The sequence below is a fragment of the Bradyrhizobium sp. SZCCHNR1017 genome (genome assembly GCF_032381375.1).
Lineage (GTDB): Bacteria > Pseudomonadota > Alphaproteobacteria > Rhizobiales > Xanthobacteraceae > Bradyrhizobium.
The window spans coordinates 25419-39569 of sequence record NZ_JAUHIR010000009.1 but is presented as its reverse complement, the minus strand read 5'-3'; the positions used below and the strand labels follow the sequence as shown (position 1 = coordinate 39569).

The following is a 14151-nucleotide window of genomic DNA, read 5'->3' as shown; positions in this document are numbered from 1 at the left end:
ACCATGCAGACGTCTTTCACGAGCTACATCGATGTCGCCCAGGTGGTGCTTTACGGGTTCTGGGTGTTCTTCGCAGCCCTGATCCTCTACCTGCGCACCGAGGACAAGCGCGAAGGCTATCCGCTGCAGTTCGAGGGCCGCGTCGGCCGCCGGACCGCCTCGAGCGGTCACGGCTTCCCGACCCCGCCGAGCCCGAAGACCTACCACATGCATGGCGGCCGCACCGCGACCCTGCCGAACTGGGACAACGACCGCGCCGATGCGCCGGTGACGCCGATGTATCCCTGGCCGGGCACGCCTTATCTGCCGACCGGCAATCCGATGCTCGACGGTGTCGGCCCGGGCTCCTTTGCCGCGCGCAAGGACGAGCCGGAGCTGACCATCGACAACATCCCTGCGATCGTGCCGCTGCGCGTCGACGGCAGCATCTTCATCGCCTCCGAAGATCCGGATCCGCGCGGCATGCCAGTGCTGGGTTGCGACGGCAGGCTCGGCGGCAAGGTTCGGGAGGTCTGGGTCGACCGCGCCGAGATGCTGATCCGATACCTCGAGGTCGAGGTCGACGGCATCGTCGGACGTCACGTGCTGCTGCCGATGACCATGGCCATCGTCGACAGGTCGCGTAAGGCGGTGCTGGTCGATGCCATCCTCGGCTCGCAATTCGCCAGCGTGCCGGGCCTTGCCAACCCCGACCAGGTCACCAAGCTCGAGGAAGACAAGATCGTCGGCTACTATGGCGGCGGTCATCTCTACGCGACTGCTGCACGGCAGGAGCCGCTGCTGTGAGTACGCGCAGGGAGATGGACACGCTGATGCTGCCGGAGGGCGAGCGGCTGCTTTGGCAGGGACAGCCCACGGTGAAGGCGCTGCTGCTGCGGGTGTTCCACCTGCGCCTCGTGCTGGCTTATTTCGCGGCGCTGTTCGGCGCGCGCGTTGTGGCGGGCGTGCTCGATCATCAGCCGCTCGCGGCCTCGGTCGTCGGCGCCTCGTCGCTGGTGACGCCGGTGGCACTGGCGACGCTGCTGCTCACCGGGCTCGCGGTGCTCTACAGCCGCACCACGCGCTATACCATTACCAGCCGGCGCGTACTGCTGCAGTTCGGCGCCGTGTTGCCGATGACCCTGAACGTGCCGTTCAAGCAGGTGGCACGGGCGGATGCGAAGCTGTTCTCCGATGGCTCCGGCGATCTGCCGCTCGGCGTCACCGCGCAGCAGCGGCTGTCGTATCTGCTGCTGTGGCCGCATGCGCGGCCGTGGCGGCTGAACGAGGTCGAGCCGATGCTGCGCGGCGTTCCGGACGCCCGCAACGTCGCCGAGATTCTTGCCAAGGCGCTGGTTGCGGCGTCGGATGGCGCCGTCGCCGCGCAGCCGCTGCCGACAGCCAATGGTCAGTCGCAAGGCGCACCGCCGGCGGCGGTCGCCAGCGCGGCGTGATCGGGAGGAGGGCGCGATGAGCAACGCCGATAGCCATGCCGAAGCCGAGATCATCATTCCGAAGGGCGCGCTCCGCGCGGCCTTCGCGCTGGTCGCCTTTGCCCTGCTCGCGGCCGGCGTCGGCCGGGTCACGGGTATCGGCACGGTGCGCAACGACCACGTCACGGCGGTGCAGTCGACGGCGCTGCGGTTCGAGGACCGTGCCGATGGCGGCATTGCGGTGGTGTCGCCCGACAGCGGCAAGCTCGTGACCGTGGTCGAGGCCGGCGGCGATGGCTTCCTGCGCACCGTGCTGCGCAGCATGGCCTTCGACCGCCAGCGTCTCGCGATCGGATCGGGCCCGGCGTTCACGATCAACCGCTGGTCCGACGGCCATCTGACACTGGACGATCCCGCCACCGGCCGGCGGATCGATCTCGCGCCGTTCGGCGCCGACAACATGCGCCGGTTCACGGGATTGATGGCGATGGGAGAGCCGCGATGAGAGGATTATGGGCCGCCGGGCCGCGCCGCTTCGACATCGGCTGCAGCATCGAGATCGAGCAGACCTCCGAGACCTTGCATGCCCATGTCACGCTCGACCGCGACGTCAACATTCGTCCGGGCGACGAAGTGCTGATCCAGGGCGCGCCGATCGTGGTGAAGTTCGGCGAGCAGCTCAACCTGCGCCGCACCGCCACGGTGGTGCGGGCAGGTCCCTTGAAGCGCCTGATGATGCATGTCGCGGGCTATCTCGAGCTCACGGAATTGTACGACGTCAGCTTTTCGGACGGGAGGGTCAGATGATCGCGATGGAAGGCGGAAGCGGCAACATCTCCACCAAGATGGCACTGGAGGACACGATCCTCACGCCGCGCTTCTACACCACCGACTTTGCGGCGATGGACCGGCTCAACGTCGACCTGGTGCGCCGCGAATGGGATGCGGTCATGGCCGAGCTGCGCGCCGACCACAACCGCAAGCACTTCGTGCGCACGCCGGAATTCGAGAAGGATCTGAACGAGCTGCCCGAGGCGCTTCGCGTGGAGTTCAAGGACTTCCTGGTGTCGTCCTTGACCGCCGAGTTCTCCGGCTGCGTGCTCTATGCCGAGATCAAGAAGCGGATCACCAATCCCGATATCCGCGAGCTGTTCCAGTTCATGAGCCGCGACGAGGCGCGCCATGCCGGCTTCATCAACGAGATCCTCAAGGATCACGGCATCGGCGTCGACCTCAGCTTCCTCACCAAGACGAAGAAGTACACCTACTTCAAGCCGAAGTTCATCTTCTACGCGACCTATCTGTCCGAGAAGATCGGCTACGCCCGCTACATCACCATCTATCGCCAGATGGAGCGGCATCCGGAGCGCCAGTTCCACCCGATCTTCAAGTGGTTCGAGCGGTGGTGCAACGACGAGTTCCGGCACGGCGAGGCGTTCGCGCTTCTCATGCGCGCCGATCCGAAGCTGCTCAGCGGCCTCAACAAGCTGTGGATCAAGTTCTTCCTGCTCGCGGTGTTCGCGACGATGCATGTCCGCGACCACATGCGCCCCGCCTTCTACGAGGCGCTCGGCATGCCGGTGGACGAGTACGACATGCGCGTGTTCCGGATCACCTCGGAGATCTCGCGCCAGGTGTTCCCGGTCATGCTGGACATCGATAATCCGCGCTTCTGGGCCGGCTTGAGGCAGCTGCGCCAGGTATCGGAGGCGATTGCCGATGCAAAGGCACAGGGGGGCATCATGGGCACGCTCAAGCGCGCCGTGCTGCCGCTCAAGGCGGCGCTGACCTTCGGCCGGCTGTACATGCTGCCGGCCAAGAGCAACGAACTGCCACGGGAGATCAGGCTGCAACCCGCCTGGTGACAAGGAGCCGGCCATGGGCGCGACCGCGATTGCCATTCCCTACGTCGTGTTCGTCTGGTGGTTCTCGACCGGCGCCGTGCTGGCGCTGGTCGGGCTCGCCGCCCGCCATCCGGCCGCGTTCAAATGGGGCACGGCCGCAGCCTTCGTCGCGGCCCTGTCGGGCGTCGCGGTGTCGAGCCAGGCGGCGGAGGATGCCAACGCCTATTGCGCCTTCACCTGCGCCATTCTCCTGTGGGGCACGGTCGAGATGTCGCTGCTCGCCGGCTGGATCACCGGCCCGCGGCCCGAGGCGTGCCCGCGGGACTGCACGCCCGCCTCGCGCGTCGGCTTCGCGCTGCAGGCGATCGCCTATCACGAGTTGGCGCTGATCGCGACAGCGGGCCTCGTCTTCGCGGTGACATCGGGCGCGCCCAACCGTCTCAGCTGGTGGACCTTCGCGGCACTGCTGGTGCTGCGGCAAAGCGCCAAGATCAATTTGTTCCTTGGCGTGCGCACCCTGAACGACGAGCTGCTGCCGCAGCAGGTCCGCTTCATGCGCAGCTATTTTGCAAAGAAGTCCACCAACCCGTTGTTCCCGTTCTCGATTGCCGCGGCGACCACCGCGACCGTGATGGTCGCGGCTGCCGCGATCGGCGCAACGTCATCGTTCGACGGCGTCGCGCTGTCACTGCTCGCATCGTTGATCGCGCTCGGCCTGCTCGAGCATGGCTTCATGGCGCTGCCGATGCCGGTGATCAATCTGTGGCGCTGGAGCGCGCCAGTCGAGCCTGCCGTGCCTGCGATGGCGGTCGTGGCTGCCGCTCCCGCACCAGTGCCCGCGACGCCTTTGGTCCGGCCGGTGCTCGCGGTAGTCTCTCCTGCGCCGCAGGCCGAGCGTCCCGTCTCTGTTCAGAAGAATGCAGCAGCCGCAGCACGGCAGCGGCTCGAAGAGCAATTCCGCCAAGCCTATCGCCAGGCCCGCGCTGACGCGCAGGCGCAAACCATCACCGGACTGGCCGCGGTGCCGGTCACGCCGCCGGTCGATCCGAACACGACAGCACAGGGGGGAGTACCATGAACTACGAAGACTATTTCCGCCGCCAGCTCGACGGTCTCAGGCGCGAAGGACGCTATCGCGTGTTCGCCGACCTCGAGCGCAAGGCCGGCGCCTTCCCGCGTGCGACCTATCGTGGCCCCCATGGCGAGCGCGATGTCGCGGTGTGGTGCTCCAACGACTATCTCGGCATGGGCCAGCACCCCAAGGTTCTGGAGGTGATGCACGAGGCGCTCGACCGCTGCGGTGCCGGCGCCGGCGGCACCCGCAACATCAGCGGCACCAACCACTATCATGTCCTGCTGGAGGAGGAGCTCGCCGATCTCCACGGCAAGCAGGCTGCGCTCTTGTTCAACTCCGGCTATGTCTCGAACTGGACGTCGCTGTCGACCTTGGCTTCGCGCATGCCCGGCTGCGTGATCCTGTCCGACGAGCTCAACCACGCCTCGATGATCGAGGGCATCCGCCACAGCCGCTGCGACACCCGGATCTGGCGCCACAACGACGTCGCCGATCTCCACGACAAGCTGTCGGATCTCGATCCCAAGGCGCCGAAGCTGATCGCGTTCGAGAGCGTCTATTCGATGGACGGCGACATCTCGCCGATCTCGGACATCTGCGACGTCGCCGACGAGTTCAACGCCATGACCTATCTCGACGAGGTCCACGCCGTCGGCCTGTACGGTCCGCGCGGCGGCGGCATCTCGGAGCGCGACGGCGTGGCCGATCGCCTGACCGTGATCGAGGGTACCCTGGCCAAGGCGTTCGGCGTGATCGGCGGCTATATCACGGCCTCCAACACGGTCTGCGACTTCGTTCGCAGCTTTGCCTCCGGCTTCATCTTCTCCAGCTCGCTGCCGCCGGCGGTGGCGGCGGGGGCGCTAACCAGCATCCGGCATCTGAAGGCCAGCAATGCCGAGCGCGCCCGGCACCAGGACCGTGTCGCTCGGCTGCGTCGCCGGCTCGACGAGGCCGGCGTCAGCCATCTCGACAATCCCAGCCATATCGTGCCGGTGATGGTGCGGGATCCTGTGCTGTGCAAGCGGATCAGCGACATCCTGCTCGACCGCTACGGCATCTATGTGCAGCCGATCAACTATCCGACGGTGCCGCGCGGCACCGAACGGCTGCGCATCACGCCGTCGCCCTATCATTCCGATGCGGATATCGAGCATCTCGTTGCGGCACTCTCGGAGATCTGGGCCGAGATGGGTCTCGCACAAGCGGCATGAGGTGACGCTTTCGCGCGGCGTTTGAGCCAGATCAAATTGTCAATCTATCTTGACGTTAAGATTGATAGACAAATTGATAATCGGGGAGAACGCCGTGCGGATCTTGTTGCTGCATCCGAATTATCACTCCGGCGGCGCCGAGATCGCCGGCAACTGGCCGCCCGCCTGGGCGGCCTATATCTCTGGCGCGCTGAAGGCGGCCGGCTTCACCGACCTCCGCTTCATCGACGCGATGACCAACGATCTCTCCGAGGATCAGGTCCGCGCCATCCTGCGCAGCGAAAAGCCTGACGTGATCGGGTGCACCGCGATCACGCCCTCCATCTACAAGGCCGAGCGTCTTCTGGAGATCGCTCGGGAGGAGCACCCGGACGCACTGACCGTGCTCGGCGGCATCCACGCCACCTTCATGTATCAGCAGGTGCTGACCGAGGCGCCGTGGATCGACGCCATCGTGCGCGGCGAGGGCGAGGAGATCATCGTCGACCTGATGCGCGCCCGCGAGGACGGCCGCTGGGCGACGGACCGCCGCAGCATCAAGGGCATCGCCTATCGCGACGGCAGCGAGGTCGTGGCGACGGTGGCGGCGCCGACGGTGAAGAACCTCGATGCGATCACGCCGGATTGGAGCGTGCTCGAATGGAGCAAGTACATCTACATCCCGATGAACAAGCGCGTCGCCATCCCCAACATGGCGCGCGGCTGCCCGTTCACCTGCAGCTTCTGCTCGCAATGGAAATTCTGGCGCGACTATCGCATCCGCGACCCGAAGAAGGTGGTCGATGAGATCGAGACATTGATGCGCGAGCACGATGTCGGCTTCTTCATCCTGGCCGACGAGGAGCCGACCATCAACAAGAAGAAATTCATAGCCTTCTGCCAGGAGCTGATCCGCCGCGACCTCAAGATCCTCTGGGGCATCAACACCCGCGTCACCGACATCCTGCGCGACGAAGCGCTGCTGCCGCTGTACCGCAAGGCCGGCCTGATCCACGTCTCGCTGGGGACGGAAGCCGCGGCGCAGATGAAGCTCGACCGCTTCAACAAGGAGACCACGGTCGCGCAGAACAAGAAGGCGATCCAGCTCTTGCGCGACGCCGGCATCGTCGTCGAGGCCCAGTTCATCGTTGGCCTTGAGAACGAGACCCGCGAGACCCTGGAAGAGACCTACCAGATGGCGCGCGACTGGAAGCCGGATCTCGCCAACTGGGCGATGTACACGCCCTGGCCTTTCTCCGATCTGTTCCGCGACCTCGGCGACAAGGTCGAGATCTTCGACTACGAGAAGTACAATTTCGTCACCCCGATCATGAAGCCGGACGCGATGGACCGCGGCGAGCTGCTCGACGGCGTCATGAACAACTATCGCCGCTTCTACATCCTAAAGGCGCTGTTCTCCTATCCCTGGGCCGGCTCCGGCGAGCGCCGCCGCTATCTGCTCGGCTGCCTCAAGGCGTTCCTGAAGTCGGGCTTCGAGCGGAAATTCTACGATCTTGGCCGCGTCAATTACTGGGGGCCGCAGTCCAAGGGCAAGGTCGATTTCGGCTTCGATACGTCGCGCAGGCGCGCCGATCCCGGCAAGGTCGAATGGAAGACGAGCCATAATCGCAAGCTGAGCGGACCGCAGCAGGCGCAGGTGATGGCCTGTGGCGGCGGTGCCGGGCAGATGAACGACGAGACCGAGACGCGGGTGCATTGAAATGCACGGCACGTGCGCCCGGCACGTTCCGCTGCCGCGTGCTGACGCCGCGCCTGACCATCAGGACGGCGTTGCTGAAGGCCACATCGCCGGCCGCATCGGTCCCAACGCGATCATCCAGACCGCGGAGGCCTTGCGTCAGCTGCACGGCGAGGAGGCGGCGCGCCGCGTCTTCGCGGCCGCGCGGCTCGACACCTATCTCGCGACGCCTCCGGCGGCGATGGTCGACGAAGCCGAGGTCACGCGGCTCCATCGTGCGCTTCGGACCGAGCTCGACGACGATGCTGCGCGCGCCGTCAGCACCAGGGCAGGGCGGCTGACGGCGGCCTATCTGCTCGCGCATCGCATCCCCTCCGCGGCGCACCGCGTGCTCCGGCTGCTGCCGGCCCGGCTCGCGAGCGGCGTGCTGACGCGGGCGATATCCGCGCATGCCTGGACGTTTGCCGGGACCGGCACCTTCACCGTACGCCCAGGTCGGCCCACCATCTACCAGATCAGCCATTGTCCGCTGTGCCGCGGCCATCACGGCGATCACGCCATCTGCGACTTCTACGCTGGGACGTTCGAGACGCTGTTCGCAAGGCTCGTGCATCCCGACGCCCATGCGCGCGAGATTGCCTGCGAAGCCTGGGGTGACGAGGCCTGCCGGTTCGAGATCGGCTGGTGAGACGGCGCCATGCGAGACGTGACACCGCAATGGCATCGGTTGTCGCGCTCAGCTCGGCAGAAACCGCGCTCCTTCCTTGCCGAAGAAGTCCAGCATCGCCTGCGCCGGCGGCAGCAGCAGCTTGTCGGCGCGCCGCACCGCGTGCCACTGGCGGATGATCGGCAATCCCGCGACCTTCAACGTCACCAGCCGCCCCTCGCTGAGCTCATGGGCGACGGTGTGCTGCGAGATGAAGGCGATGCCGAGGCCGGCGATCACGGCCTGCTTGATGGTCTCGTTGCTGTCCATCTCCATGCTGGTCTTCGGCTTCAGACCATGCTTCTCGAAGAATGTCTCCATCAGCAGCCGGGTGCCCGATCCCGGCTCCCGGGTGATGAACACCTCGCCGGCGAGATCCTCGGCCGCGATCCGCTTGCGGCGCGCCAGCCGGTGGTTGGCTGGGGCGATGATGATGTGCGGGTGCTTTCCGAACGGCCGCATATCCACGGGAACGTCGGCCGGTGGCCGGCCCATGATGGCGATGTCGAGATCATAGCCGCGCAGTGCCTCGCGCAGGCTGTCGCGATTGCCGATCCGCAAGGTGACGTCGATCTTGGGGAAGCGCCGCGAAAATTCCGCGATCGCAAACGGCACGAAATATTTCGCGGTGCTGACCGCGCCGATCGCCACGCGGCCGCCGCTGCGTCCCGCCAGAATGTCGAGCGCCTGCTCGCAGTCCTGCAGCGCGGCTTCGACGCGCTCGGCGAGTGCCAGGACGCTGCGGCCGGCCTCGGTCAGGATCATGCCGTCGGTGGTGCGCTGGATCAGCGGCAGCCCGGCGAGCTCCTGAAGATTGCGAATCTGCAGGGTCACGGCAGGCTGAGTGAGGTTCAAACGGCCGGCCGCAGACGTCACCGACCCCGAGTTTTGCACGGCAGCCAGCGCCCGAAGCTGGCGGATGGTGAGATCGCGAGAGAAGTGCCGGCTCATGGAACCCTCGATGAGATCGCCAGTATAAGGAAAACTTTGGTCTATCCAAAGATAATGAAATTTCCCTAATTAGGCAAATCGAGTGTTGATAGCAGCGCGGCACGACGCATTCGTGCGGCTTCATCAAGTTCCCGGCAGAGGAGCTGATGGCGAGGGAGTGGCCCATGAATCACCAAATGGATCAACATCAGACATTGCAGGCACATCTGGCGGCGCAGGGTGCCGACGCCGATTGCGCCGCGGTCATCGAGGCTCTGGCCGGGGCGGCGCGCGAACTCGCGCGGCAGATCGCGGTCGCACCGCTGTCTGGCGTCGACGAAGGCGCCGCCACCGTGAACGCCGACGGCGACGTCCAGAAGGCGCTCGACATCGTCGCCGACAATCTGATGCGGGATGCGCTGCGCCGGGCTCCGGTCGCTGGCATCCTGTCCGAGGAGGTCGACCGGCCGGAAACGGTCAATGCTGCTGCCCCACTTTGCGTGGCGATCGACCCGCTCGACGGCTCGTCGAACCTGCAGAACAACATCTCCGTCGGCACCATCTTCTCGATCCGCCCGCGGGGCCGCGACGTGCTCTCCAGCTTCTTCGAGCCCGGCACGGCACAGCTTGCCGCCGGCTTCTTTGTCTATGGACCACAGACCTGCCTGGTGCTCGCGATCGACCATCGCGTCGATCTCTACGTCCTGCATCCGACCTTGCACGAGTTCATGCTCGCCAAGTCTGGCATCCGCATCCCGCAGGATACGCCGGAGTTCGCCATCAACGCGTCGAACCGCCGGCACTGGAGCGGGACCGTGCGCAACTATGTCGACGAATGCCTGTCGGGCGCGGCCGGCCCGCGCGGCCGCGACTTCAACATGCGCTGGATCGCCTCGCTGGTCGCCGAGGCCTATCGTATCCTGATGCGCGGCGGCGTGTTCCTCTATCCGGCCGACTCCCGCCCCGGCTATCGCGAGGGCCGGCTGCGGCTGGTCTACGAAGCGCATCCGATGGCGCTGATCATGGAATGGGCCGGCGGCTCGGCCTCGAGCGGCCGTTCGCGCATCCTCGAACTGTCGGCGCGCTCGCCGCATCAGCGCGCGCCGCTGATCATGGGCGACGTCCGCCTTGTCCGCGACGTCGACCAGTTGCATGAGGGCATCGAGCCGCTGTTCGAAACCAGCGATGCGCCCCTGTTCGCGCGGCGCGGCCTGTTCCGCTGAGCCCGCCTGCCGAACGCGCCTTCCGGAGAAAGTTCATGTCACGTCGTCATCCCATCATCTCGATCACCGGCTCGTCGGGCGCCGGCACCACGTCCGTCAAGAAGACCTTCGAGAACATCTTCCGCCGCGAGAACGTCAAGGCGGCCTATATCGAGGGCGACGCCTTCCATCGCTACAATCGCGAGGAGATGCGCCGCAAGATGGTCGAGGAGGCCGAGATCGGCAACAAGCACTTCAGCCATTTCAGCCCCGACACCAATCTGTTCGAGGAGCTCGAGAAGACTTTTCGCGATTATTCCGAGACCGGCACCGGCATGACGCGCCACTACGTCCACGATGAGGAGGAGGCGCGGCTCTACGACACAAGGCCCGGCAACTTCACCGAGTGGAGCCGGCTGCCGGAGGACTCCGATCTGCTGTTCTACGAAGGCCTGCACGGCGCCGTTGTCACGGACAAGGTCAACATCGCGCAGCACGCCGATTTGAAGATCGGCGTTGTTCCGGTGATGAACCTGGAGTGGATCCAGAAGCTGCACCGCGACCGCGCGTCGCGCGGCTACACCACCGAGGCGGTCACCGACACGATCCTGCGCCGCATGCCGGACTACGTGAACTACATCATCCCGCAGTTCTCCGAGACCGACATCAACTTTCAGCGCGTGCCGACGGTTGACACCTCGAACCCGTTCGTCGCCCGCTGGATCCCGACGCCCGATGAATCGATGGTCGTGATCCGGCTGAAGAACCCGCGCGGCATCGACTTCCCCTATCTGCTCTCGATGATTCCGCAGAGCTTCATGTCGCGCGCCAATTCGATCGTGATCCACGGCGCCAAGCTCGATCTCGCGATGCAGCTCATTCTCACCCCCATGATCATGCAACTGATGGACCGAAAGAGGCGCACGCTATGACCGCCACCGCCGTGCAAACGCTGGCTCCGAAAGCCGATCCCAGCCATGCCGAGATGGCGAATGCCATCCGCTTCCTGGCCATCGACGCAGTCGAAAAGGCGAAATCGGGTCATCCGGGCATGCCGATGGGCATGGCCGACGTGGCAACCGTCCTTTTCTCACGCTTCATGAAATTCGATCCCGCCGATCCGGCCTGGCCCGATCGCGACCGTTTCGTGCTGTCGGCCGGACACGGCTCGATGCTGCTCTATGCGCTGCTGCATCTGACTGGCTACGAGGCCGTCACGATCGATGAGCTGAAGCGGTTCCGGCAATGGGGCGCCAAGACGCCGGGGCATCCTGAGTATGGCCACACGCCTGGTGTCGAGACCACCACCGGTCCGCTCGGGCAGGGCATCGCGACGGCGGTCGGCATGGCGCTCGCCGAGCGCCTGATGAACGCGCGCTACGGCGACGATCTGGTCGATCACTATACCTACGTGATCGCCGGCGACGGCTGCCTGATGGAGGGCATCAGCCACGAGGCGATCTCGCTCGCGGGCCATCTCAAGCTGAATCGCTTGATCGTGCTGTTCGACGACAACGGCATCTCGATCGACGGCTCGACGGGTCTTGCCTGCTCCGACGATCAGCTCGCACGCTTCGCGGCGTCGGGCTGGGCGACGTCCCGCATTGACGGCCATGATCCCGAAGCCATCGAGGCTGCTATCGCGGCGGCGCGGCAGAGCAACCGCCCGAGCATGATTGCGTGCCGGACGACGATCGGCTTCGGCTCACCCGGACGGCAGGGCTCGGAGAAGGCGCATGGCGCGCCGCTCGGGCCGGAGGAGGTCGAGAAGACCCGCGCGGCACTGCACTGGCCGCACCGTCCGTTCGAGGTGCCAGCCGATGTGTTGGTGAGCTGGCGCGAGATCGGCGCGCGCGGCCGCAGCGTGCGCCAGGCCTGGAAGGAGCGTGCGCGCAAGCTGTGCACCGCGGACCGATCGCCGTGCCATGACGCGCTGAACAAGAAGCTGCCGGCCGCCTATACCGAGCGCATGGCGCAGTTCATCGCGCAGCTCACGGCCGAGCGGCCGAAGATCGCCACCCGCCAGGCCTCGCAGAACGTCATCGATGTCATTGCGACAGTGCTGCCAAATCTGCTCGGCGGCTCGGCGGACCTGACTCATTCCAACCTGACCAAGGCAAAGACGCACAAATCCGTCACACCGGCCGCAATGGATGGCAACTACGTGCACTATGGTGTGCGCGAACACGCGATGGCTGCGGCCATGAACGGCATCGCGCTGCATGGCGGTTTCATTCCCTATGGCGGCACCTTCCTCGCGTTCGCCGACTACAGCCGGCCGGCGATTCGGCTGGCCGCGCTGATGGGCATCCGCGTTATCCACGTGATGACCCACGATTCCATCGGCCTCGGCGAGGACGGCCCGACGCATCAGCCAGTCGAGCATGTCGCGAGCTTGCGCGCCATTCCGAACCTCCTGGTCTTCCGCCCGGCCGACGCGGTCGAGACGGCGGAAGCCTGGGACTGCGCGCTGCGCGCGGAGACCTCGCCGTCGGTGCTGTGCCTGTCTCGGCAAGCCCTGCCGGCCTTCCGCACCGAGGCATCGGATCACAACAAGGTCGCGCGCGGCGCTTACGTGGTCATCGAGCCCGAGGCTGGGCGCGATGTGACCTTGATTGCGACCGGCTCGGAGGTGGCGATCGCGCTGGAGGCGGCCAAGCTGCTGGCGGCCGAGGGCGTCCAGGCGGCGGTGGTGTCGGCGCCGTGCTTCGAGTTGTTTCGCAAGCAGTCGGCAGAGTATCGCGCCGCGGTGCTCGGCCACGTGCCGCGCATCGGCGTGGAGGCCGCGATCGAGGGCGACTGGGCGCGCTGGCTCGGCGATGCCGGCGAGTTCGTCGGCATGCACGGCTTCGGCGCCTCGGCGCCGGCCGAGGTGCTGTACCGCGAATTCGGCATCACGCCTGCGGCGGTGGCCGATGCGGCGATGCGCAACATCATCCGGGCGCGGGCTTCCTGAGCCGCGCCACCAAGCAGAACATCGAACCAGGGACGGAGACCAACATGGCGCGGATCACGCTCAGACAATTGCTGGACCATGCGGCCGAGCGCGGCTACGGCGTGCCGGCGTTCAACATCAACAACATGGAGCAGGGGCTGGCGATCATGGAGGCGGCCGCGGCCGTCGATGCCCCCGTGATCATCCAGGCCTCGCGCGGCGCGCGCTCCTATGCCGGCGACATCATGCTGTCCAAGATGATCGACGCGCTGGAGGAGATGTATCCGCAGATCCCGCTCTGCCTGCACCAGGACCACGGCAATGACGAGGCGACCTGCGCCACCGCGATCAAGTACGGCTTTACGTCCGTGATGATGGACGGCTCGCTCAGGGCCGATGCCAAGACCGCGGCCGACTACGACTACAACGTCGACATCACCCGCCGCGTCACCGATATGGCGCACTGGGTCGGCGCCTCGGTCGAGGGCGAGCTCGGCGTGCTCGGCTCGCTCGAACATGGTGGCGGCGAGCAGGAGGATGGTCACGGCCTCGAGGGCAAGGTCAGCCGCGAGCAGCTGCTGACCGATCCCGACCAGGCGGTCGACTTCGTCCGCGCCACCAAGGTCGATGCGCTGGCGATCGCGATGGGCACCTCGCACGGCGCCTACAAATTCTCGCGCAAGCCGGACGGCGAGATTCTCGCCATGAACGTGATCGAGGAGATCCATCGCCGGCTGCCGAATACGCATCTCGTCATGCACGGCTCGTCCTCGGTGCCGCAGAGCCTGCAGGACATGTTCAACCAGTTCGGCGGCGAGATGCCGCAGACCTGGGGCGTCCCGGTCGAGGAGATCGTGCGCGGCATCCGTCACGGCGTGCGCAAGGTCAACATCGACACCGACTGCCGGCTGGCAATGACCGCCATCTTCCGAAAAGTCGGCGCGTCGTCGAAGAGCGAGTTCGATCCGCGCAAATTCCTGAAGCCCGCGATGGATTCGATGCGCGAGCTCTGCCGCGAGCGGTTCGAGCAGTTCGGCGCCGCCGGCAATGCATCCAGGATCAAGGTGCTGCCGCTGTCGGAGATGGCCAAGCGCTATCGCTCCGGCGCGCTCGATCCACGAATTGGGGGAATGACCGAAGCTGCGTGACGTCCACAGC

Annotated in this window: 14 protein-coding genes; 13 read left to right on the top strand and 1 reads right to left on the bottom strand. The window is 65.9% G+C overall.

Going from position 1 to position 14151, the window contains the following annotated elements:
* Positions 1-3: 3 nt before the first annotated feature.
* From puhA to bchJ, 9 genes are all read left to right on the top strand, one after another.
* Positions 4-786: a photosynthetic reaction center subunit H gene (gene puhA / locus QW863_RS21865; protein WP_315714324.1), complete on the top strand. Its 783-nt coding sequence runs from the start codon at positions 4-6 to the stop codon at positions 784-786.
* Positions 783-1433: a photosynthetic complex putative assembly protein PuhB gene (puhB, locus tag QW863_RS21860; RefSeq protein WP_315714325.1), complete on the top strand. Its 651-nt coding sequence runs from the start codon at positions 783-785 to the stop codon at positions 1431-1433. Before puhA ends, puhB begins: the two co-directional genes overlap by 4 nt.
* Positions 1434-1449: 16 nt before the next feature.
* Complete coding sequence (gene puhC, locus QW863_RS21855; RefSeq protein ID WP_315714326.1) at positions 1450-1917, top strand: photosynthetic complex assembly protein PuhC; 468 nt, start codon at positions 1450-1452, stop codon at positions 1915-1917.
* Positions 1914-2219 (top strand): hypothetical protein, encoded by a 306-nt coding sequence (locus tag QW863_RS21850; RefSeq protein ID WP_315714327.1) that lies wholly within the window; start codon positions 1914-1916, stop codon positions 2217-2219. Before puhC ends, QW863_RS21850 begins: the two co-directional genes overlap by 4 nt.
* Entirely contained in the window at positions 2216-3277 is a 1062-nt protein-coding gene (acsF, locus tag QW863_RS21845; RefSeq protein WP_315714328.1) for a magnesium-protoporphyrin IX monomethyl ester (oxidative) cyclase, read from the top strand. Before QW863_RS21850 ends, acsF begins: the two co-directional genes overlap by 4 nt.
* Positions 3278-3290: 13 nt before the next feature.
* The gene (gene puhE, locus QW863_RS21840) at positions 3291-4334 is read left to right on the top strand and encodes a putative photosynthetic complex assembly protein PuhE (RefSeq protein WP_315714329.1); all 1044 of its coding nucleotides are present in this window, start codon (positions 3291-3293) and stop codon (positions 4332-4334) included.
* Positions 4331-5542 (top strand): 5-aminolevulinate synthase, encoded by a 1212-nt coding sequence (hemA, locus tag QW863_RS21835; RefSeq protein WP_315714330.1) that lies wholly within the window; start codon positions 4331-4333, stop codon positions 5540-5542. Before puhE ends, hemA begins: the two co-directional genes overlap by 4 nt.
* A 94-nt stretch (positions 5543-5636) precedes the next feature.
* Positions 5637-7241 carry a magnesium-protoporphyrin IX monomethyl ester anaerobic oxidative cyclase gene (bchE, locus tag QW863_RS21830; RefSeq protein WP_315714331.1) on the top strand — a complete coding sequence of 535 codons (1605 nt, stop codon included), beginning with the start codon at positions 5637-5639 and terminating at the stop codon, positions 7239-7241.
* Between the two features lies 1 nt (position 7242).
* On the top strand, positions 7243-7908 hold the full coding sequence (gene bchJ, locus QW863_RS21825; RefSeq protein WP_315714333.1) for a bacteriochlorophyll 4-vinyl reductase: 666 nt from the start codon (positions 7243-7245) through the stop codon (positions 7906-7908).
* 48 nt (positions 7909-7956) lie between these two features.
* On the opposite strand, the gene QW863_RS21820 is transcribed toward bchJ, so the two are convergent.
* Positions 7957-8877 carry a LysR family transcriptional regulator gene (locus tag QW863_RS21820; protein ID WP_315714335.1) on the bottom strand — a complete coding sequence of 307 codons (921 nt, stop codon included), beginning with the start codon at positions 8875-8877 and terminating at the stop codon, positions 7957-7959.
* A gap of 146 nt (positions 8878-9023) precedes the next feature.
* Between QW863_RS21820 and QW863_RS21815 the strand changes: the two genes are divergently transcribed.
* Genes QW863_RS21815 through fba form a run of 4 tightly spaced genes read left to right on the top strand, consistent with a single transcriptional unit; the run spans position 9024 to position 14141 of the window.
* Positions 9024-10079 (top strand): class 1 fructose-bisphosphatase, encoded by a 1056-nt coding sequence (locus QW863_RS21815; protein ID WP_315714336.1) that lies wholly within the window; start codon positions 9024-9026, stop codon positions 10077-10079.
* Positions 10080-10114: 35 nt separating this feature from the next.
* Positions 10115-10990, top strand: coding sequence for a phosphoribulokinase (locus QW863_RS21810; protein ID WP_315714337.1), 876 nt, complete (start codon positions 10115-10117; stop codon positions 10988-10990).
* Positions 10987-13014: a transketolase gene (tkt, locus tag QW863_RS21805; RefSeq protein WP_315714338.1), complete on the top strand. Its 2028-nt coding sequence runs from the start codon at positions 10987-10989 to the stop codon at positions 13012-13014. The genes QW863_RS21810 and tkt overlap by 4 nt, the downstream gene beginning before the upstream one ends.
* Positions 13015-13058: 44 nt before the next feature.
* Positions 13059-14141, top strand: coding sequence for a class II fructose-bisphosphate aldolase (gene fba, locus QW863_RS21800; protein ID WP_315714339.1), 1083 nt, complete (start codon positions 13059-13061; stop codon positions 14139-14141).
* The last annotated feature ends 10 nt before the right edge of the window (positions 14142-14151 follow it).